Source organism: Desulfomicrobium macestii, assembly GCF_014873765.1.
Classification (GTDB): domain Bacteria; phylum Desulfobacterota; class Desulfovibrionia; order Desulfovibrionales; family Desulfomicrobiaceae; genus Desulfomicrobium; species Desulfomicrobium macestii.
On the sequence record NZ_JADBGG010000016.1, the window covers coordinates 47,079 to 69,683 of the forward strand.

The following is a 22,605-nucleotide window of genomic DNA, read 5'->3' on the forward strand; positions in this document are numbered from 1 at the left end:
ATAATGTGTGCAACTTTTGACGCCAAAGGCTGAATCGGATAGGTAAAATTTCCGCGAAAATACGTTTTCCGGCAAGCAGCACACCCAAAAAACGGAGAAATTCATGGACCCCACCAATTTCATCCCCCAAGCCCTGCCCATTCCGGTGGAATGGGGCTGGTTCTACTTCTTCCAGATGCTCACGTTCATCCTGCACATCCTGGTCATGAATGTCATGCTCGGCGCGTCCATCATCGCCCTGGTCCATCATCTGCGCGGCAAGGCCGAAACCGAGCCCCTGACCAAGTCCATTTCCGTCAAGCTGCCCTTCACCATCGCCTTCGCCGTCAATTTCGGCGTGGCACCCCTGCTCTTCATACAGGTGCTTTACGGACAGTTCATCTACACCAGCAGCGTGCTCATGGCCGTTTACTGGCTGTCGGTCGTAGGACTGGTCATCATCGCCTACTCCAGCGCCTACATCTACGATTTCAGCTACGTATCACTTGGCAGACTGCGCACGGTCTTCATCGCCGTGACCACAGTGTGCCTGCTGACCACGGCCTTCATATACACCAACAACATGACCCTCATGCTCAGTCCCGCAAACTGGGCGGCATACTTCGAGAATCCGTGGGGCACGCTGCTCAACACCATGGACCCGGCCGTGCTGCCGCGCTACCTGCACTTCGTCGCGTCATCGGTGGCGGTGGCGGGTCTGGCGCTGGCCCTTTTCTACCGGTTCAAGGTCAAGAACGATCCCGGAGCCCAGCGCTGGGTCCGGCACGGCATGAACTGGTACGCCTACACGACCATGCTGCAGATGGCGCTTGGCCTGTGGTTCCTCGCCGCCCTGCCCGAACACGTCATGAATCTCCTGCTGGGGGGCTCCCTGGCACACACCCTGATTTTCGTCACGGGCGCGACCATTGGCATCTTCAGCATCAGCAATGCCTTGAGCTACAACGTCGGCACGTCGGCGATCCTGTCGCTGACCACCATAATCCTCATGCTCTTCCTGCGGGACCTGGTCAGGGACGCCTATCTGGCCCCGTATTTTCAGGTCAGCGACCGCGTCGTCACCGGTGAATATCTCCCGCTTGTCCTTTTCATCCTGACCCTGGCGGCCGGGCTGTGCGTCGTTGCCTGGATGCTCCGCACCGCCGCCACGGACTCGGAGGTGCGTTCATGAATTTTCCAATCTGGGAACTCCAGTGGGCCGGCGGCGGACTGCTCATCGCGCTGATCGCCGTCTTTCATGTCTATATCGCCCATTTCGCCGTGGGCGGCGGACTCTTTCTGGTCCTCACCGAACATCTGGGCTATCGCCGAAACTCCCCGGCAATTCTTGATTACACCAAACGTCACACCAAGTTCTTCCTGCTCGTGACCATGGTCCTGGGCGGAATCACAGGGGTAGGCATCTGGTTCATCATCTCCCTGGTCGCGCCCGCCGCCACGTCGCAGCTCATCCACATCTTCGTCTTTGCCTGGGCCATCGAGTGGGTCTTTTTCCTGGGCGAGATCGTGGCCCTCTTCATCTACTTCTACACCTTCGGAAAAATGGGGGCGCGCAACCATCTCACCATCGGCTGGATCTATTTCTTCTTCGGGTGGATGTCGCTCTTCATGATCAACGGCATCATCGGCTTCATGCTCACTCCCGGAGACTGGCTGACCACCAGGGATTTCTGGGACGGATTCCTGAACCCGTCATTCTGGCCGTCCCTGGCGTTTCGAACTTTCATCGCCTTCATCCTGGCCGGACTCTACGGCTTCGTCACCGCCACCTGGGAAAAGGATCCCCAGACCCGCGAGACCCTGGTCCGCTACTGCGCGGCCTGGCTGCTGGCGCCCTTCGCCTTTCTGCTCCTTTCGGGGTGGTGGTACGTAAGCGTGCTGCCAGAAGGCGCGCAGGCCATGGTCCTCGGCGCGAACCCGGAAATCGCCCCGTACATGCAGGGCTTCCTGTGGATATCGGCGGTGCTTTTCGCCGGAGGACTGCTCATGGCCGTACGCATGCCGGCCGCGATCAAGCGCCCCATGGCCCTGGTTCTGCTCGTCATCGGCCTTTTGTACATGGGCTGCTTTGAAACCGTGCGCGAAGCCGGACGCAGGCCCTACCTGATCAACGGCTACATGTATTCCAACGCCATCCTGGCCGGCACCGAAGACGCCATCAGCGCCGAGGGCTATCTGCAGACCTCGGGCTGGCACCGGAACAGGGAGATCACCCCCGAAAACGCAAGGGACGCGGGCCGGGAGATCTTTCGAGGCCAATGCGCCGCCTGCCACTCCATCGGCGGCCCCCTGCACGACATAAAGCGTCTGAGCGCGAAGTTCGGAACCGTCGGTCTGGAAGCCCAGATCGCGGGCATGGGCAAGGTATACTCCTACATGCCGCGCTTTGCCGGCACGGTGCAGGAGCGCAAGGCCCTGGCCGCATACATCGTGCATGACCTCATCGGCGACCCCGAAGTGACGCAGCAGACCCGGCCCCGCCCCGAGCTCGATCTTGAAATCCCGGCCTTCGATGCCGAGGGCGACGAATACGTGCTCCTGGCCTGGTGCACACTGGGCGAAAAATGCATCTCGGACAGCGACAGCCGCTTCTCCATGTTGCCCCCGGGCAGCACGCTCATGGCCCAGCTCATCCGGCGCGGCCCCCTGCCCGAGCTCGTGACCGAGGACGTGGAAATCACCTTCACGGCCCCGGCGGGCTTCGAGAATCCGAGTAACCATGTGGAATTCTGGGACTACGCGCCCTCCCTGGTGGGCAAGGAGCTGGCGCCGAACGTCAGCGCCAAGGGCCTGGGCATGTCGGGAACGATGAAACCAAGCGACCAGAACCTGACCTTCCTGGCGGACGGCATCCCCGTGCTGCCCTACATGGACGACGGCACCGTCAACCCCTATCCCGTCTTCACCATCGAAGCCAAGGACAAGGCCAGCGGAGAGATTCTGGCTACCACCAAGGTCGTGGCTCCGGTCTCGACCGAGATCGGCTGCAGGAACTGTCATGACGGCACCTGGCGACACGACGGCGCCATGGGCATCTCGGTGACCACAGCCTCGGACGTGCTGGCCAGACACGATCGGCGTCACAAGACTGAGCTGCTGCCCCAGGCCGAAGCGGGCAAGCCCGTACTCTGCCAGAGCTGCCATCCCGATCCGCTGCTCAAGGCTGAAGGCGATCCGGCGCTCCTCAACCTCCCGACCGCCATTCACGGCTTCCACGCCAACTACCTGTCCGAGGCTCCCGACGCCGAGCCCTGCCACACCTGCCACCCCACCGGGCCGGACAGCTACACCTATTGCGCCCGCGGCACGCACGCGAGCAAGGGACTGACCTGCGTCAACTGCCACGGTACCATGGAAGACCACGCCTTGAGCCTGCTCAAGGCCGAAAAGGAAGCAGGCAAGCCCAAGGCCGACCTGCTCATGCGCCACATCAAGCCCAGGCTGGTCGCATCCGTTGAAGAAATCGAACCGCGCAAACCGTGGAACGATCAGCCCGACTGCCTGAACTGCCACGTGGACTTCGAGCCGCCCCAGGACGCCACGCCTTCGGCCTTCAACCAATGGGTACGCGGATCGGAAGGGCTTTATCGCATGCGCACCGATGACGCGGGGCTCATGTGCGAATCCTGCCACGGCTCGACCCACGCCGAATATCCGGCCGTCAACGCGTTTCATCCCGATCTCGACGCCATCCAGCCCTTGCAGTACCAGGGCCATCCGGGCCCCATCGGGAGCAAGGACAACTGTGCGGTGTGCCATACCGAGGACAAGTACGACGAGTTCCATCACCCCAACATTCTCGGTCAACTCTAATTCCAGCCGCACGGACCGGGGAGTCTGACCCCGGTCCGTGCGATCAGCGGACAGCCGCCCCGGGTTGCCTGCAAGACGTCCCGCCACCGCGACCATGCGCGAATCCCCGCAAACGTTTTGTGCGACCAAAACGTGACGGAAACTCCCAATTCCCAGAATTCACTTTACCATCACATGCCCTTGAGCTAGCCTCCTCAAAAGGCTTGCATTACAAGCCCCATGTTCCGACACCGCCCCCAACACACGGAGAATCGCATGTCGTATCTGCCCTGCGTTGGATGTGGCTGGTGCTGTCTGCATGACCAGTGCACCGATTCCATGCGTCGCCACGGCTACCTGCCCCGCTGCCCCGAACTTTTCTGGAGCGATGAAGCCGGGCGCTACCTGTGTCTGACCATGCTCGAAGGCGAATCCGGGGACGGAATCCGCCGTGATCAACACACCGGCGGGGGCTGTTGCGCACCCCTCAACTCCTGGCGACAGGACATTCGAAACCGGGACAAGTGACCCGCATCTTTCGGACGGACCATGACCCAACCCTCTCCTGCAAAAGACAACACGCCCCGGACATACAAAGACAAAACGTCTCCCCGCCTCATGAGCGGACAATTGACCGTCCTCTCCATTCTGGTGGCCATGGTGCCGCTCCTGTGCGTCGCGACCCTGGGCTATGTTTTTTACGATGCGGCGTACCGGGAAAAAACCCATGCGCTCCTGGCTGAAAAAGCGATGAACTCGGTCCAGAGCCTGGACGGCTTTCTCGAAGAGAAGATCGCCAATCTGAGGCAGGAGACCGACTCGGCGGCCATTGCGGAACTGTCGGACTCCGGCCATCTGCGCGCCCGGCTGCATTCTTTGCAAAATGCCTATCAAGGCGTCTTCCTCGGCCTTGACCTTGTCGATGCAAGCGGCACGATCATCGCCCGCACCGGGGACGAAAGCCTCCTGCCCACACCGGCCGGAGAGTCCTGGTTCGCGCAGGCCATAAGCCGCCCCCAGTTCGTCAGCAATCTGGCGCTGTGCGACACGTACTGCTTCCTTGCCGTGCGCATCACCACCGAACAGAGCGCCTGGCTGCTTCGGGCCCACCTCGATCCGGATCTGATTCAGGAAAAGATCCGCCTCTTCCACCCCGGAGGAACCGGGGGCGCGTTCTTTCTGGACCGTCAGGGCGCCTACAGCGCCGCCAGCGGCACCGAACCGGACAGCCCGGAGACCGCGTTACTGCTGGCCCAGCAATTCTTTCCCGAAGGCAGGCCCGTGGTGCTGGAGGCCAAGGACGCCAAAGGCCAGACCAATCTTTACGGCTGCGCCCCGCTGCGCTCCACGGGCAACATCCTGGCCATCCATCAGCCCAGGGCCCAGCTCCTGCGGCCGCTGTTCAAGGCCCGCCTTGTAGCCCTGGCCATCATCCTCGCCGGTTGTGGAGGCATCATCATCACCGCGCTGGCCCTGGCCAAGCGGACGGAACAGCGCCTGTTCAAGGCTGAACTGGAATTGCAGCACATGCAAAAACACGTCATGGACGCAGGCAAGCTGGCCGCCATCGGCGAACTGGCGGCCGGCGTAGCCCACGAGATCAACAACCCCCTGGCGATCATGATGGAGAACGCGGGCTGGATTCAGGACCTGCTCAAATCCGACGATCCGCACAGCGAGGAGAACACCGAGGAGATCTTCTCGTCCCTGCAGACCATCACCACCCAGGGCCATCGCTGCCGGGAGATCACGCACAAGCTGCTCAGTTTCGCGCGCAAGGCCGACACCACGACCAACGTGGTGCACATCAACTCGCTGCTGGAGGACATTGCCGGATTCGCGCGGCAAAAAGCCAAATACCGGGGCGTGGAAATCAGGCTGGCCCTTGATCCCAAGGCGGGGGAAGTCGAAAGTTCGCCCACGGAAATTCAGCAGATCATCCTGAACCTCGTCAATAACGCCATCGACGCCATCGAAAAGGACAACGGGCTGGTGCAGTTGCGCTCCAGCCGCGAGGATGGCTTCGTGCGCATCGATGTCGAGGACAATGGCCAGGGCATCCCCGAAGACATCCTGCCCAGCATTTTCGAGCCGTTTTTCACCACCAAGGCCGCCGGCAAGGGCACCGGTCTTGGCCTGTCCATTTGCAGGGACCTGCTGTCAAAAATGGGCGGTTCCATCAGCGTGAAGTCCACTTCGGGCCAAGGCTCCATTTTTCATGTTCGCCTGCCTGCAAGCTCCCCGAAATGATGCCCGTGTCTGACAAAAAGGAGCCATCCGCTCAATTTGACTCCATAATTTTCTCTCTGTAAGACCTCGTAGCTACTGATCAACTCTCACTGTGGAGCCCCCATGCCGAAGGATACCCCCAAGACCAGCGAACCAACCACCCACGGCGAACTCATCGACATCCTCATCAAGGAAGGGCTCCTCTCGGAAAAGCAGGCGCTTCACGCCTCCCGGCTGCGCACAAAGCTCGTTCGTCCCAAGCCCTCGCTCGAAATCGTCAAGGAACTCGGCTACGTGACCGCCGATCAGGTCACCGCCGCCATTCGCAAGAACAAGCTGTCCATGCGCATCGGCAGCCTGCTCCTGGAACTCGGGCTGATCAGCGAGGCCGATCTTGAGGCCGCCTTTCAGATCCAGCGCACCAGCAAGACCCCGCAAAAATTGGGTGAAGTCCTGGTCAACAACAATTTTATCAAGGAATTCAAGCTCCTGGAAGCGCTGTCCATGCAGCTTGGCTACCCTTTTATCGATCCCAGATTCACCAACCTCGACGCCTCCCTGCTGCATCAGATTCCGCTCACATACAGAAACAAGGCGAACTACGTACCCATTGAGCGGCAGGAGCATCAGGTCGTCGTGGCTTTTGCCAATGTCCTGGACCTGGACGATCAGCAAGAGGCGCGCACCATCTTTCCCGAAGGCATCCTGCCGGCCATCGCCACGCGCGAATCCATCGTCGAGACCTACCAACGCTTCGAGCGCGGCGCCCAGTCCAAGGAATCCGTCGATGACGATTCGGCCTCGGGCATCGTGGAGCGCATCATCCTCGACGCCATCGAACTCGACGTCAGCGACATCCACATGGAGCCGCTCCCGGACCGACTGCGCATCCGCTTCCGCCGGGACGGGGTGCTTGAGCCCTACAAGGACTTCCCGCGCGAGATAATTCCCAACATCTCAAGCCGCATCAAGATCATGTGCAAGGCGGACATCGCCGAGAAGCGGCGCCACCAGGGCGGCCGCATCCTGTTCGAATATCCGGGTGGCGAACTGGACATGCGCGCCTCCTTCTATGTGACCATCCACGGCGAGGCCATCGTGCTGCGCCTTCTGAACCGCCAGGGCAACCTGATCGACATCACGGGCATCGGGATGTATCCGAAGATACTCAAGCGCTTCATCGACGGGGCGCTGTCCCGGCCCAGCGGCGTCGTGATCATCACCGGCCCCACGGGATCGGGCAAGACGACCACGGTCTACAGTTGCATCCACCACCTGAATACGCCGCTCCTCTCCATCATCACCGCCGAGGAACCGGTCGAATACGTCATCCCAGGCATCTCCCAGTGTTCCATCGACCCCAAGATCAACCTGACCTTCGAAGAAACCCTGCGTCACATCGTGCGCCAGGACCCCGACGTCATCCTCATTGGCGAAATCCGCGACAACTATTCGGCCGAGGTGGCCGTGCAGGCGGCGCTGACCGGACACAAGGTCCTGACCACCTTTCACACGGAAGATTCCATCGGTGGCCTGATCCGACTCATGAACATGGACATCGAGGCTTTCCTCATCTCCTCCACCGTGGTCAGCGTGGTCGCCCAGCGGCTTCTGCGGCGCATCTGCCCGGAGTGCTCCCAGCCGTACAAGCCAAGCCCCGGCGAACTGCAGCTTTTCGGCTACACGCAGGCCACGATCCAGGGCTCCAATTTTCGCAAGGGCACGGGCTGTTCCCACTGCCGCTACACCGGATATCGAGGACGCATCGCGGTGTTCGAACTGCTCATCCTCGATGAAATGGTCCGCGCCGCCATCCTTGAACGGCGGACCAGCTTCGACATCCGCAAGATCGCCCTGGAGAGCGCAGGGCTTGTGACCCTGTTCGAGGAAGGTCTGGTCAAGGCCGCCGAAGGCCAGACCACTCTGGAAGAGGTCATGCGCTGCCTGCCTCTAGTTCTGAAACCACGCCCTCTGGAAGAAACCCGCCGCATGCTCGGAGTCTAGCAATGAACGAGGCCAAGTCTTTTATCGAAATCCTCATGGAGCATGTGAACTCGGACAAGGCGCAGCTCCCGCCATTCAATCGGACCGGCCTTGCCATTCAGCAGGAAATGGCCAAACCGGATCCGGACATGCAGGTCATAGAAAAGCAGATCCTGCGCGACCCGGCCGTCGCCGGTCAGCTGCTCAAAGTGGCCAACTCGTCCTTCTACCGGGGCATGATCGAAGTGACCACGGTCAGAAACGCCATGGTCCGCCTCGGCCTGGCTGAAGTCTCCAATCTGGTCACCCTTTTGACCCAAAAACAATCCTTCAGCACCCAGGATTCCTTCATCCGCGAATACATGGACCAGCTCTGGATTCACTCCGTGGCCTGCGCCCTTGGCGCGAAATGGATCGCCAAGGAATGCCGACTGCCGAGCAAGATGAACGAAGCCTTTTTCGCTGGCCTCCTGCACGACATCGGCAAGGCCTTCCTGCTCATGGCCATCTCCGACCTCAAAAAAAACGGACAGATGGGCGATACCATCCCGCAGTCCTTCATTGAGGAAGTCCTCGAAACGCAACACCAAAGCATCGGAGCACAGCTGCTCAAGACCTGGAACCTGCCGGAGATCTATTGCACGGTGGCCGAACACCACCACGACGAGAACATGGACGGCCAGGACATCGTGCTGATCATGGTCAGTCTGGCCAACAAGGTCCTGGCCAAGGCCGGCATCGGAATCATGCACACGCCGGACATCGATCTGGCGACCAGCCCCGAGGCGATCCAGCTGGACCTCTCCGAGATCAAGGTCGCCGAACTGGAGCTGACCATGGAAGATTACGTGGACTTTGTGGGAGAAGTCGGCTGATTCACCCGGCGCTGTCGCGCTTTCCTTCCGACTGAAAACGCAGACGGGCCGGTTCCCTTGAACCGGCCCGTCTGCGTTTTTCATGCCCGGCGATCACCATCCGCCCCCGCCGCCTCCGCCGCCGCCTCCGCCGGACGAGCCGCCCCCGCCCATGCCCGAGGAACTGCCCGGAGCGGATGAAGCCGAGGATACGGCGGACTCCATGCCCCGTCCCAGGCTTGAAGCGAACAGGCCCGGATGCATGCGATTCCAGTGACGGCCTTCGTACCAGTCCGGATCGTATCCGGCCCGGTCCAGCAAGCGCGCAAAACGTTCCCCCCACTGATTTTCAACACCCAGCGCCATGGCGTAGGGCAGAAACTTCTCGAACAGCTCGGGAGTTTCGTCGGGAGGATGAATGAAGTTCAGCCGGTCCTCCTCGGCCACCGACAGGTAAAGCTTGAAGCCCTCGATCTCGTCCAGGGTCTGGCGGCCGATGCGCGTCGGTGCCTTCAAAAGTTCATAGAAGAGCGCATTCATGAAAATCATGGCCCCAAACCCCAGCACCGCCGCAACCCCCAGCTGACTGGAGAGGAGCCACAATCCAACCGCCTCGCCGCCCAGAAAAGGTATCGTGAAGACGGACAGAAACAGGGCCGAGCCTTTGCCGCGAATGCCCCCGCCCTGCCACGCGGCGACGACCTGGCGCACCAGCATGAAGCAGCCGAAAGTCCAGAAAGTCAGCCACACGCAGATGAAAAGCGTCCCGGGCGGAACGGATGCACTCCAGACCATGCCCGCCACCGAGGCCAGGGTGATGCCAAGCCCCGGCGCCAGCCAGCCCGTGTTGGTCAAAAAATAGTTGGAGGACAGCTCTTTCATGAGCTTGTTCTTCATGGCCCGCCGGGCGCCGCCGATGACCTTGTGGTTCACGTTCTTGAGTTCGACGACCGTCCCTGCCTTGCCCAATTCGTCCCAGGCCGCCCGTTCGCCGAGGGACAGAGTCTCCGGGGGCTGGTCGGCCAAGGTCAGGCGCATCTTCGCATTGTCCCCGATTTTCAGCGCTCCCTTGATCGCCATGTTGACCACGCCCGCGCTGAAAGCCGTGTTGTCGAACTTCATGCGCGTCAGCATGCGCACCATGGCCGGAGAAAATCCGCGCGGCGGCGCAAAGCGGGGAATGATCACGCCCTTGGCCGGATCACGACCGACCTTCATCCAGGCCAGCACGTAATAGATGCCGAGCAGAACGGTCCCAAGGCCCGCGAAAAGCACTCCGCCGCTCCTGTCCAGGACCTGCGCCGCCTGCTCCGTGGCCGAAGGCGGGGTCACAAAGCCCTTGGGCCAGGACACGGCGATGGTCAGGCCCTCGCCGGGGGCATAGGGCCGCGAGGACGTGAAGGTCACCTCCCGCTGCCCGCTTGCCGGAATCGCGCGGTTGTCCCTGCTGCCCATGGGCCCTTCGTAGGCCACGGCCTCAAGAGCCGTGGCGCCGTCCGGCAGGTGCACCGTGCAGCTGACCCGGTCCAGGGGCAGGCGCCAGCCGTTGCCGTTGACGTTCCAGTAGAGCTCGTCATGCTCCTCGAAAAAACCCAGCTGTCTGGTGGTGCGGTACGTGAGGGTGTAGGAATAACGCCCCGGCTGCAGAAAGACATCCTTGCTGCCGGCATAGATGGCCACTCCGTTGGATCTGTTCTCGACGTGGTGGGGCTCCGCCACGCCGTCGCGGGTAACCTCAAGAAGCGTGAATCCGACGCGCACCCTGTTCCCGCCCCGCCCGGTGTAGAGCGTTGGAAATTCACGCACGATCCCGCGTCGGATCTGATCCCCGGTGGCCTGGACCGTGATGGTCTCCGTGACCACCATGGAGCCGTCGGGATCTATGAGGACCAGGGAGGAAAAATCGAGAACCCGCTCGGTCTCGGCAAGCAAGGGCGCGCAAGAAAGCAGCCAGATCAGCGCGGCGAGAAATATCCGGCCCCGGACCCCCGCCATTCTAGAACTCCACCTTGGGCACAGCCCGCTCCGATGGACTTTCCAGCTCGAAGAATTCCGCCTTCTCAAAGCCGAAGCGCCCGGCGATCAGATTGGACGGGAAGGACTCCACCGCGATGTTCAGATTGCGCACCGCCCCGTTGTAATAGCGCCGGGAGAGCTGCACTTCGTCCTCGATCTCGCCGAGGGAAGCCTGCAACTGGGCGAAATTGGCGTTGGCCTTGAGGTCCGGATAGTTTTCGGCCAGCGCGAAAAGCCTGCCCAGCGCCGCCCCCAGAAGACCCTGCGCCTGGGCCGTCTCGCCCACGCCCTGCGCGTTCTGGGCCACCCCGCGCAAGCGGATGACCTCTTCCAGAGTGCCCTTTTCGTGCGCGGCGTATCCCTTGACCGTGGACACGAGGTTGGGGATCAGATCCGTGCGCCGCTTGAGCTGCACATCGATCCCGCTCCAGGCCTCCTGCACCATGTTACGCATGCGCACCAGACCGTTGTAGATGAGGATGCCCCACAGCAGAACGGCGGCAACCAGGACAAGCACGACAAGAAAAGCGATCATGATTCCTCCATGACGGAATGTTTGTGCCCATGATGTAGAGCAAAGCCCGCCCGTTGAAAAGACGGCCCTTGCTTTTTGAGCCGGTCCTTGCCAGATCATGAGTTCCGCAACACTCAATCACGCGCGTGAGGTTCCCATGTCCAATCCCAAGAACTGGATCATCGCCCTGCTCCTTCTGGTCATCGCAGGCCAAGCCTGGCTGCTCCTGGACAAGGACTCAAGCGACGAACCCAAGACCCTGTCCGTGATCGGCGTCAGCCTCGACAGCGCCATGCGCACCACCCTGGCCGTGGAATTCGACCAGCCCGTTCCGGAGTCCATGCGCGCGCAGACGGCGCCGGCCGGTATCGAGCCCAAGGCCGAAGGGCAATGGGTGTGGACCAATCCCTACACCCTGAAATTCCTGGCCCAGACGCCCCTGCCCCTCGACATGCAATACTCCCTGACCTTGAGCCCCGAGGTCTTTCCGGATGAAATCCTGAACGCGGAACGCACCCGGCTCATCCGCACCGGAAGCTTTGCCGTGCAGGAGATGACCGTGAACGAACTGGCCTCGGAAGCCGGGCCGGACATGGTCGAACTGGAGGGCCGGATCGTCTTCAACGCGCCCGTGGACCCGGCGAATCTCTTGGCCGCCATGAGCCTTGGCGAAAAAGACGGCGACCCTGTCGAGCTTTCGCTTTTGACCCAGTGGCGCACGACCAGCTTCGGCTTTCGCAGCGCGCCAGTGCGCAAGGATACGGCCGGGCGCACCCTGACCCTGCGTCTGGCTCCGGAGCTGACCGTGGCCGAAAAGAGCCTGGCCCTCGGGCAGGAATTCCGCCGGGACATCGAGCTGCGCCTGGACCCGGTGCTGCGGGTCGTCAGCGCCAGCCCACAGGCCGACAAGGACCAGTCGCGCATCGACCTTGAATTTTCCGCGCCCGTCAGCGCGGCATCCCTGCGCGAACTGGTGCGCATCGAGCCCGAGACCCGGATCTCGGTCTCGGCCCACGGCAAGACCGCCTCCCTGAGCGGCAAGCTCGAACCCGGCAGCACCTGCACGGTCCGCATCGCCAAGGGCCTTGTGGCCGAGGACGGAGCCGTGCTTGAAGCTCCTTTCAGGCAGGACCTGCGCATGCCGGACCTGCCCCCGAGCGTGGACTTCTCTTCTGCCGGCATGTTCCTGCCGCGACAGGGGCAAGGGCTCCTGGGGGTCGAATACGTCAACGCCGACACGGTGGAACTGACCGTGAGCCGGGTCTTCCCCAACAACCTGAGCACCCTCTTCCAGGACTACGGCTATTCCATCTTCGACAGCTCCGCCGCCCGGGACTCCGTGCCGTATCATCTGGGCAGCGAAATCCACCGCGAAACGTTCAGCGTAAGCTCCGCCACCAACAAGGTGCAGGAGCGGACCCTGTCCATGTCCGAGCTCATCCCCGACAAGCGTCCGGGCCTCTACAAGCTTGGCCTCAGCCTGCCCGCGGACTATCGCGGCGCCACGCGCTGGGTTCTGCGCACGGACATCGGCCTGGTGGCCAAGGAGGACGGCGCGGGCTTTCTGGTCTGGGCCAGTTCCATCGGAGATCTGCGCGCCCTGGACGGCGTGGAACTGACGCTGCTGAGCTTCAGGAACCAGGTCCTCGGCACCACCCGCACCAACGCCGCCGGCCTGGCGCGCATCCCCTATGCGGGGCATGACGACGAACTCGGCTCACCGGCCATGATCCTGGCACGACACGGCGAGGACTTCAGCTTCATCGTTCTGGACCGCTTCCGCATCGACACCACGGGCCTCGATGTCAGCGGCGCATCAATCAGCCAGGCCGGATTGCAGGCCTATATCTACGGCAAGCGCGACATCTACCGTCCCGGCGAAACCCTGGACGCCGCCGTGCTGGTCCGTGACGGACGCATCGGCACCCCGCCCGATCTGCCCGTGACCCTGGAGCAGCGCGACCCCGAGGGGCGCCTGCTGCGCACCCTGAACCTGGTCCTGGACCGGGGCATGGCCGGGCTGAGCCTGGACATCCCGGACTGGTCCCTGACCGGGCACTATCTTCTGCAGGCCCTGAGCGGCGGGCAAGTCATCGGCTCCTACGCCTATCAAGTGGAGGAGTTCATCCCCGACCGCCTGAGCGTGGAGATCGCCTCGCCCCAGACCCGGGGCGAACCGGGCCAGCTTCTGCCCTTCGAGGTCGTCTCGCGCTATCTCTTCGGACCTGCGGCATCGAAACTGGCCGTCTCGGTCAAGGCGCGGCTGCTGGCCGCCGACTTCGCGCCCAAGGGTTTTGAGGCCTACAGCTTCGGCGATCCGGGCAAGAGCTTCGAGCCCCTGCCGCTCCTTGCCACCGAAGCCCGCCTCGACGCCGACGGGCGGGCCGCCTTCGACGTGAGCATCCCGAAGGATCTGACCCCGCCGCTGGCGCTCTGGGCCGAGTTCACCGGCCGCGTGCGCGAACAGGGCGGACGCGGCGTGACCGCCAGAAAACGCATCCCCGTGCACGCCTACGCCCTCTACCCCGGCATCAAGCGGCCAGGGTCCATGGAGCTTGAGCCGCGCAAACGGGCCGTGTTCGAGTTCGTGACGGTGAGCCCGGACGGCGAGAAGACCGCACATCCGGAGCTGGTCGCGACCCTCTTTCAGGACCAGTGGCAGACGGTCATGCGCAGGACACAGTCCGGTTTCAGCTACGAATCCGTACGCAACCCCGTGGAAATCTCGACCCAGCGCGTCGCGCCGGGCGACGGCGCGGGCTCTTTCGCGGTCACGCCCCCGGATTACGGCTCCTATAGGGTGCGCCTGACCGACCCGGCGAGCGGGGCGTCCTCGGAGCTGGAATTCTACTGCGGCGGCTGGGGCTACTCGCCCTGGGCGGTCAAGAACCCGGCCAGACTGGAGCTTATTCCGGACAAGGAAGGGTACCTGGCCGGAGAGACGGCCTCCATCCAGATCCGCTCGCCGTTCGCGGGCAAGGCGCTGGTCACCGTCGAAGGCCGGAACGTGGAACATCTTGAAATCGTGGAACTGAACGGAAACACCGGCCAGCTGCGCATCCCGGTGCGCGAGGACTGGCAGCCCAACGTGCATCTCACGGCCACCCTGGTCCGCCGGGCCACGGACATCACGCCCGGCAGCGCGGGACGGGCCTTCGGGGCCACGGCCCTGTTCGTGGACAGCCTCTCGAACCGCATGGACCTGCGCGTCGACGCCCCGGACGAGGTCCGGCCGCTGACGGATCTTGAAATCCGGGTCCAGGCCAGCCCCCGCTCGCGGCTGACCGTGGCCGTGGTCGACGAGGGCATCATGCAACTGGCCGGGGGCAAAAACCCGGACCCCTTCGCCCATTTTTACGCCCAGCGCGCCCTGGACGTGATCAGCTACGACAACTTCGCCTTCATGTTCCCGCACGTGAGCGCGGCAAGGCCTCTGGCCGGCGGCGGCGACGATCTGGGCGGAGCCTCCTCCTTCATGCGCACCGAAGGCATCCGCCGGGTCAAGCCCGTGACCTTCTGGTCCGGAGTGCTCGACGCCGACCACACCGGGATCGTCACGCACCGCGTTCGCCTGCCCGATTTCCAGGGGGCGCTGCGCATCGTCGCCGTCGGCAACCAGGGCAAGAGCTTCGGCACGGGCACGGCCATGACCCGCGTGCGCACGCCGCTGGTCCTGACCCCGACCCTGCCCCGCTTTCTGTCCCTCGGGGACGAGATCGAGATTCCCCTGACCCTGCGCAACGACACGCCCTCCGGCGGTTCCTTCCGCATCGGAGCGAGCGTGACCGGACCGGCCACGCTTGGAGCCATGCCCGCCCCCCTGACCCTTGAACCCGGGCAGGAAGACACGGTCTATCTGCCCCTGCACTGCGGCGCGGAGGAGGGCAAGGTCACCCTGAGCTTCACCGCCACGGGAGGCGGCGAGACCGCCACGGCCGGGGAAGAGCTCGATCAGCGCTCGCCCCTGCCCGTGACCCGAACCATGGAGACCACGACCCTTGAGACGGAAGCGGGCGAAATCGGCGCGCCTGTGCCGGACAGCTTCCTGCCGGGCTCGGTCAAGCGCACGGTACACCTCTCCACCCGGCCGCTCATGCGCTACTCCGGGCATCTTGAGAACCTGCTCGGCTATCCTTACGGCTGCGCCGAGCAGACCGTGTCCAAAGCCTTCCCGCTGCTCCACTTCGGGGCCCTGGCCCGAGAACTGGCGCCGGGACACTTCAATGCCGGCGGTCCGGCCGGGCTGGTTCAGGCGGCCATCCGTCGCCTGCAGACCATGCAGACCCCGTCCGGCGGCTACGCCTTCTGGCCGGGAGACAGCGATCCCGACCCGTGGGTCTCGGCCTATGTCTGCCACTTCCTGCTGGAAGCCCGACTGGCCGGACACACGATCCCCGAACGCATGCTCGAAAGTGCGTTCTACCATCTTGAATCACTGGCCAATCCCGAACCGGGAAGCACGCCGCAAAAAATCGAACAGGCCGCCTACGCGCTCTATGTCCTGGCGCTGGGCAAGAAGCCCAATCTTGGCAGCCAGGACTATCTGCGGACGACCTTTGACAAGTCCCTGAGCGGCGTGGCCAGGACCCTGCTGGCCGGAGCCTATCTGCAGACAAGCAACCACGGCGCGGGCTTTGCGCTCCTGCACGCGGCTCCGGCCGTCGACGACGATCGCCGGGAGAGCGGCGGCAACCTGGGCTCGGGCCTGCGTGACCGGGCGCTCATCGCGCTCATCCTCCTTGAGAGCGTCCCCGATGATCCCATGCTGCCGGAACTCATGACCCGGCTTTCAGGAGAACTTGGCCGGGGCGAATGGCATTCGACCCAGGAGACGAGCCTGGCCTTCATGGCCCTGGGCAAATACCTGTCCGCCCTGGACGACGGGCGTCCCTTCGCGGGTACCCTGGCCTGGCCGGACGGCGCGCAGACCTTCGGGGACACGAAGCTCTTCATGCGGGAAAACATCCCAACCGCAGGGGCGCTGACCCTTGAAAAAACGCCTGCCGACCGGACCGTCTTCGCCACCGTGCTGACCTCGGCCACGCCAAGGGCCGCGTCCCATGCCGCCTTCAGCCGGGGGATCGAGGTGGAGCAGACGCTGCTGCGCGAAGACGGGCAGGCGCTGGTGGACAACGGCGTGCGCCAGGGCGATCTGATCGTCATGCGCACCAGGGTGCGCAGCACCTCCGGACGCATCGACAACGTGGTCGTGCAAAGTCTCCTGCCCGCAGGACTGGAAGTGGAAAATCCGCGCCTGGCGACCACGGAGCGGCTGGACTGGATGGCGGAAGAGACCCTCATGGAAGGCCATCAGGATCTGCGCGACGACCGCATCCTCGTCTTCACCAATCTCGACGGAAACGGCTGGAAGACGCGCTACAGCGTGCTGAGGGCGGTGACTCCGGGCCGGTTCGCCCTGCCCCCAGTGCAGGCCGAGGCCATGTACCATCCCGGCCTGCGCGGCGGTGGCGCGCTTGAGGCCATTACCGTCCACAGGGAAGCGCCGGCCCCATGAGCAGACTCAGGTGGATCGCGGCGACTCCATGGCGAAAGGCCGCCGCGATCCTCATTTTGATCCTGGGACTCCCGGCCTGCCTTGGGCTGGCCCTTGACCGCCTCTTTCCCTTTCCCGTGGAGCGTCTTGAGGCCCCGGCCGCCGTCCGCGTCCTGGACCGGGACGGCAAGCCGCTGCGCTTCTTTCTGGCCGCCGACGGGATGTGGCGCTTCCCCCTGACCTTAAGCGAAGTCTCCCCGGACCTGACCGCGGCCCTCATTGATTCCGAGGACCGCCATTTCTTCCTTCATCCGGGCATCAATCCGCTGTCCGTGTTGCGCGCGCTGTGGGTCAATGTCCGGCACGGACGGATCATAAGCGGGGCCTCGACCATCCCCATGCAGGTCGCCCGTCTGGCCGACCCGCGCCCGCGCACGCTAGGTGCCAAGGTCGTTGAGGCGCTGCGCGCCCTGCAGCTGTGCTGGCATCACCCCAAGGAAAAAATCCTGCTCTGGTACGTCAATCTGGCCCCCTTCGGCTCCAACGTGGTCGGAGTCGGAGCCGCCGCCTGGCATTATTTCGGCAAGGCCCCGGACACCCTCTCCCTCGGGGAGATCGCCCTGCTCTCGGTACTGCCGCGCTCGCCGACCCGCTACAACCCGATCCGAAACCCCGGGCTCGCGCGGGAGGTCCGGGACCGGGTCCTGGACCGCTTCGCCGCGCACGGCGTCTTCGATCCGGCACGCGTGGCCGAGAGCAAGACCCGCCCGCTGCCCGGCCGCCGCTTCGCAGTGCCACAGGACGCACCGCATTTCAGCCGCTGGGTGCGCTCACGCCTTCCCGAATCGCCCGTGATCCTGAGCAGTCTGGACAGACGCGCCCAGGACATCACCGAGGCCCTGATCAAGGGACGCATGGACGGCCTGCGCCGTCAGGCCATCGGCAACGCGGCGGCGGTGGTGCTCGACATTAAGGCCCGCCAGATCCTGGCCTACGCCGGATCGGCGGACTTCTGGGACGATTCCCGGCAGGGGCAGGTCGACAATACCCTGTCCAGGCGCTCGCCCGGCTCGACCCTGAAACCCTTTCTCTACGCCCTGGCCTTCGACCAGGGACACCTCGTGCCGGACTCCATGCTCCTTGACGTGCCCACGGATTTCGCGGGCTACGTCCCGGAAAACTACGGCCAGAATTTTCAGGGCCTGGTCAGCGCGCGCACGGCCCTGGCCACCTCCCTCAATGTCCCTGCGGCGCGTCTGCTGAACCGCTGCGGGCTTGCCCCCTTCCACGGACTGTTGCGCGAGGGCGGCCTCTCCACCCTGGACAGACCGGCGAGCCATTACGGGCTGTCCATGGCCCTGGGCGGCTGCGAGGTGAGGCTGCTGGAACTGACCAACCTGTACGCCACCCTGGCCGCGGCGGGCCTGCACCGTCCCGTTTCCCCCCTGGCCGGGGGCCCGGACCGGCGCGAAAAGGACGTCCGGCTTTTCTCCCCCGAGGCCTCGGCCATGACCCTTGGCATCCTGGCCACGACCAGAAGACCCGACCTGCCCGACGCCTGGGAGTTCACCCTTCAGGCCCCCAAGGTCGCCTGGAAGACCGGGACCTCGTTCGGACACCGCGACGCCTGGGCCGTGGGCGTGAGCCGCGACCTGGCCATCGGGGTCTGGGTCGGCAATCCCGACGGTTCGCAATGCATGAACATCTCGGGGGCGCGCCACGCCGGTCCCCTGCTCTTCGATCTCTTCCGGGCCCTCTCCCCCGGTACGACGCGCCTGCCTTCGTTCCCCACCCCTGCGCTGCAACGCATCCAGGTCTGCGCCGTCAGCAGGGAACGCCCCGGCCCCGGCTGCCCTCTCACCACGGCCGACGCCATCGCCGGGGTGACCATGCTCCCGGTCTGCGGCATGCACAAAGAGATCTTCGTCAGCCCCGGGTCGGGCCTGCGCCTGCACGGAGACTGCCTGCTCATGAAGGACTCGCGAAAAGAGACCGCGCTGATCTGGCCTCCCGAGCTGGTGGCCTTTCGCCGCGCCCAGGGCCTCAGCCTGCCGGGGCTGCCTGGCATCGACCCCGACTGTCCAGACGTGCCGAATGAGGGCGGCCCGGTCATCCAGTCCCCGTCCGCGAGCACGCCCTACCAGGCCCGCCCCGACGCGCCCCAAAAGTTTCAGCGGCTGGCGCTGTCCGCGGCCGGAGCAGCGGGCGCGACGGTTCATTACTGGTATGTGGACGGCCGCCACGTGGGACAAACCGCTCCCGAGACGCCCTGCTTCATTCCCCTGCAAAGCGGCACGCACGAGGTCGTGGTCACCGACGATCACGGACGCGGCGCGCGCACGACCTTCACGGTGCGCCCGGCAGCCGAGCCCGGCCTTGGCAGCCGGGATGAGCCCTGATAGGCAGGGCTCATTCCGGAGGGTCCATGGCCATCAAGCTGCATCTCGTCTTTCAGGATCGCGTCGGCATCGTCGCCGACCTGTCCCGCCGCATCGCCGACCGCAAGTTCAACATCGTGGCCATGGAAGTGGACCGCGTGGACGATCTGGCCCATGTCTACGTGGAGGCGGAAGACCGGCAGCCCGAAGCCCTGCCCACGGACCTGCCCGAGGCACTCGGGGACATCCCGGGCCTGCTCACCTCGCGCCCCATCGACACCCTGCCCCAGGAGGAACAGGCCAGACGGCTGCGCGTGGTTCTGGACAACATCGCGGACGGAGTCGTGGCCGTGGACGCGGCCGGACGGGTCACGACCATCAACGCCGCCGCCTGCCAGATCCTGAACCTGGACCAGGACAGCGTGCCCGGCATGGACGTGCGCGAACTGGACCTCGGGGATTCGGCCATTCTGGACAGCCTCGCCGGAAGAGAAAGCGGAGACGTGAAACGCACCCTGGTCACGCCTTCGGGACGCTTTCAGTATTTCGCCACCTGCCGCCCCATCCGCGACGCCCAGGGGCACATCATCGGGGCGGTGGAGATCGCCAAGGACATGCAGGAGATCCGCATGCTGGCCCGCAGCATCTCCGAACCCGCCCAGATCAGCTTTTCGGACATCGTCGGCCAGAACCAGAACATCAACAACCTCATCGGCTACGCCCAGCTCATCGCGGCCACGGACTCCATCGTCTGCATTCGCGGAGCTTCCGGCACGGGCAAGGAGCTCTTCGCCCGGGCCATGCACACGGCAAGCGGACGGTCCGGGCCCTTTGTGCCCATCAACTGCGCGGCCCTGCCCGAGCAATTGCTGGAAAGCGAGCTCTTCGGCTACGTGGGCGGAGCCTTCACCGGCGGCCTGAGGGACGGCAAACCCGGCCTGTTCGAGGTCGCGGGGGAGGGCACTGTCTTTCTGGACGAGATCGGCGACATGCCCCTGGCTTCCCAGGCCAAGATCCTGCGGGTCATGCAGGACCACTGCGTACGACGCATCGGAGGATCGCGGGAAATTCCCATTCGGGCACGGATCATCACCGCCACCAACGGCAATCTGGAGAAAATGGTCGAGGAGGGAACCTTCCGGCAAGACCTGTACTACCGCATCAACGTCCTGCCCATCCATATCCCGCCCTTGCAGGAACGTCTGGACGACTTAGGCCTCCTGGCCGAGCATTTCCTGTTCACCCTGGCCTCGCGCATGGGGCGTCCGGCCAAGGCCGTCACCGCCAAGGGCCTGGACAAGCTGCGCGCCCACCACTGGCCGGGGAACGTGCGCGAACTCAAGAACGTGGTCGATCGCGCCGCCATCCTCTGTCCGGCGGAGAACATTGACGAACGCTTCCTGATCCTGGCCCACGAACTTGGCGACGGCATCCCGGGCCAGACCCGGCAAGTCCAGGCCGCCGAACCGGGCAAACCCATCAGGGAGCAGCTGGACCGCCTGGAAAAAGACATCCTTGAAAACACCCTGACCCGGGCCAAAAGCATCCGCCAGGCCGCCCGAACCCTGGGCCTGTCCCACACCGCCATCCTGAACAAGATCAGGAAACACGGCCTGCGCGTGTCCAGGCCGCTGCGCGTCGAATAGACGCAAGCAACTGAACTTAAAGAATAATTTTGAAAAACCTCAAAGCCCGTTGTCGCCAGGGGTTTGAGGCGCGTCGGCTGTCTGACCGAACCAGGCATCGTTTGTTGAATCGTTGCCCAAGCGCTACCCGGACTTTGCGCCCTGTACGCAACGATTCAACTCTACGAGGCCGGAGAGGGAGTTCCGGCGGGTCTCAAACCCAAGGCGACAACGGGCCGCGTACCGCAAATTATAATGAAAGGATTTGAATCGATTTCAATCCCGAAATCGCGCAGCGCTTTCGCCCATGCGCAAAAGGATTTTCTGAAGGGCCACGCGGGACAGGCCCGAGACGCGGGCCGCTTCGGACACGTTGCCTTTGGTCTGGGCCAAAAGCTCGTTTACGTAGGAGTGGGTGAATGCCGCCACGGCCTCGGCCTTGGCGTTCTTGTAGGGTTCCAGCGCGGTTTCGCCTCCGCCCAGGCTCTTGCCCATGGGCACGGGCAGACATCCGCCCTGCTGCACCATGCGCAGCAGATTCATGTCTACCCGCTCCGTGGTGGCGAAAACGGTCAGACGGCGCACGAAATTCTGCAACTCACGCACGTTGCCGGGCCAGGAGTGAGTGGCCATCCAGTGCATGACCTCCGGATCGACCTGTTTTTCGGCCAGCCCCATCTCGCGGCAGGCCGCCCGGAAGAAGTGCCCGGCCAAAAGCGGAATGTCCTCGGCCCTTTCGCGCAAGGGCGGCAGGGTTATGGTCAGCACGTTCAACCGATAATACAGATCCTCGCGAAAGGTCTTGGCCTGAATGGCGGCTTCAAGGTTCTGATTGGTGGAGGCGACCACGCGCACATCCACGCGTGAGGATCTGTTCGATCCCACCGGCCGAACCTCCCCGTCCTGCATGACCCGCAGCAGCTTGGTCTGGACCGCCGGGGAAATGTCCCCGATTTCGTCCAGATGGATGGTCCCCTTGTCGGCGGCGGCAAAGAGCCCCTTGTGGTCGCGGTCGGCCCCGGTAAAGGCGCCCTTGACGTGGCCGAAGAGTTCGCTTTCGAGCAGATTCTCGGGAATGGAAGGACAGTTCACCGCCAGAAAGGGCCGGGAAGCCCGTGCGCCGAGATGGTGCACCATGCGGGCCACCAGCTCCTTGCCGGTGCCAGATTCGCCCCGGACCAGCACCGTGTATTCGGACTGGGCCACGGCCGCGATGGTGCGCTTGAGCTGCCGCATGGCCGCGCCTTCTCCGACCAGCTCCCCGCCGCATTCCTTGCTGGCCAGGATCTGGCGCAGACGATTGTTTTCCTCCAGCAGCCTGCTTCGCTCCAGTCCCTTCTCCACCACACGGAAGAGCTGTTCCGGCTCGATGGGCTTGGTCAGAAAATCATAGGCACCGGCCCGCAGGGCCTCCACCGCCGTCTCAATGGTCCCGTAGGCGGTGAGCACGACCATGCTCAGGTCCGGCAGCAGGCCAAGGGCCTGGGACAAAAGCTGCAATCCGGTCATCTCGGGCATGCGCAAATCCGTGATCATGAGCTGCGCGGGTTTCGCCGACAGGGCTTGCAGAGCCTCGGCTCCGCTATGCACGGCCACCACGTCGAGGCACGGAAAATGACCTCCGACAAGCCTGGCCAGTCCGCGTGCGAAATCAACTTCGTCGTCGACAATGACGACCCGTGCTCCCGTGACAATGCCGGCTGAATCCATGACTTCCATG

Annotated in this window: 12 protein-coding genes; 9 read left to right on the forward strand and 3 right to left on the reverse strand. The window is 63.9% G+C overall.

Going from position 1 to position 22,605, the window contains the following annotated elements:
• Positions 1 to 103 precede the first annotated feature (103 nt).
• The 6 genes from H4684_RS11470 to H4684_RS11495 all read left to right on the forward strand — a co-directional run bounded on the left by H4684_RS11470 (position 104) and on the right by H4684_RS11495 (position 8,879).
• Positions 104 to 1,171, forward strand: a complete 1,068-nt coding sequence (locus H4684_RS11470) for a hypothetical protein (RefSeq protein WP_192623836.1) — start codon at positions 104 to 106, stop codon at positions 1,169 to 1,171.
• Complete coding sequence (locus H4684_RS11475) at positions 1,168 to 3,813, forward strand: cytochrome ubiquinol oxidase subunit I (protein WP_192623837.1); 2,646 nt, start codon at positions 1,168 to 1,170, stop codon at positions 3,811 to 3,813. The genes H4684_RS11470 and H4684_RS11475 overlap by 4 nt, the downstream gene beginning before the upstream one ends.
• A gap of 255 nt (positions 3,814 to 4,068) precedes the next feature.
• Positions 4,069 to 4,320, forward strand: coding sequence for a hypothetical protein (locus H4684_RS11480; protein WP_092190853.1), 252 nt, complete (start codon positions 4,069 to 4,071; stop codon positions 4,318 to 4,320).
• 21 nt (positions 4,321 to 4,341) lie between these two features.
• Positions 4,342 to 6,042 (forward strand): sensor histidine kinase, encoded by a 1,701-nt coding sequence (locus H4684_RS11485; RefSeq protein ID WP_092190851.1) that lies wholly within the window; start codon positions 4,342 to 4,344, stop codon positions 6,040 to 6,042.
• A 102-nt stretch (positions 6,043 to 6,144) separates the two neighbouring features.
• A complete protein-coding gene (locus H4684_RS11490; protein WP_192623838.1) occupies positions 6,145 to 8,025 on the forward strand; it encodes a GspE/PulE family protein in 1,881 nt (626 codons plus the stop codon).
• Positions 8,026 to 8,027: 2 nt separating this feature from the next.
• Positions 8,028 to 8,879, forward strand: coding sequence for an HDOD domain-containing protein (locus H4684_RS11495; protein ID WP_092190847.1), 852 nt, complete (start codon positions 8,028 to 8,030; stop codon positions 8,877 to 8,879).
• A 93-nt stretch (positions 8,880 to 8,972) separates the two neighbouring features.
• Here the strand turns inward: H4684_RS11495 and H4684_RS11500 are convergent, their stop codons facing one another.
• Both H4684_RS11500 and H4684_RS11505 read right to left on the reverse strand, forming a co-directional pair.
• The gene (locus H4684_RS11500; protein ID WP_192623839.1) at positions 8,973 to 10,853 is read right to left on the reverse strand and encodes a DUF2207 domain-containing protein; all 1,881 of its coding nucleotides are present in this window, start codon (positions 10,851 to 10,853) and stop codon (positions 8,973 to 8,975) included.
• 1 nt (position 10,854) lies between these two features.
• Positions 10,855 to 11,409 carry a LemA family protein gene (locus tag H4684_RS11505; RefSeq protein WP_092190843.1) on the reverse strand — a complete coding sequence of 185 codons (555 nt, stop codon included), beginning with the start codon at positions 11,407 to 11,409 and terminating at the stop codon, positions 10,855 to 10,857.
• A 136-nt stretch (positions 11,410 to 11,545) separates the two neighbouring features.
• Between H4684_RS11505 and H4684_RS11510 the strand changes: the two genes are divergently transcribed.
• The 3 genes from H4684_RS11510 to H4684_RS11520 are packed head-to-tail and all read left to right on the forward strand — an operon-like array spanning position 11,546 to position 20,906.
• Positions 11,546 to 16,903: an alpha-2-macroglobulin family protein gene (locus H4684_RS11510; protein ID WP_192623840.1), complete on the forward strand. Its 5,358-nt coding sequence runs from the start codon at positions 11,546 to 11,548 to the stop codon at positions 16,901 to 16,903.
• The gene (pbpC, locus tag H4684_RS11515) at positions 16,900 to 19,281 is read left to right on the forward strand and encodes a penicillin-binding protein 1C (protein WP_192623841.1); all 2,382 of its coding nucleotides are present in this window, start codon (positions 16,900 to 16,902) and stop codon (positions 19,279 to 19,281) included. Before H4684_RS11510 ends, pbpC begins: the two co-directional genes overlap by 4 nt.
• Before the next feature lie 26 nt (positions 19,282 to 19,307).
• Positions 19,308 to 20,906, forward strand: a complete 1,599-nt coding sequence (locus H4684_RS11520) for a sigma 54-interacting transcriptional regulator (RefSeq protein ID WP_192623842.1) — start codon at positions 19,308 to 19,310, stop codon at positions 20,904 to 20,906.
• 255 nt (positions 20,907 to 21,161) lie between these two features.
• Here H4684_RS11520 and H4684_RS11525 read toward each other — a convergent pair whose 3' ends face one another.
• Complete coding sequence (locus H4684_RS11525; RefSeq protein ID WP_407644768.1) at positions 21,162 to 22,604, reverse strand: sigma-54-dependent transcriptional regulator; 1,443 nt, start codon at positions 22,602 to 22,604, stop codon at positions 21,162 to 21,164.
• Between the last annotated feature and the right edge of the window lies 1 nt (position 22,605).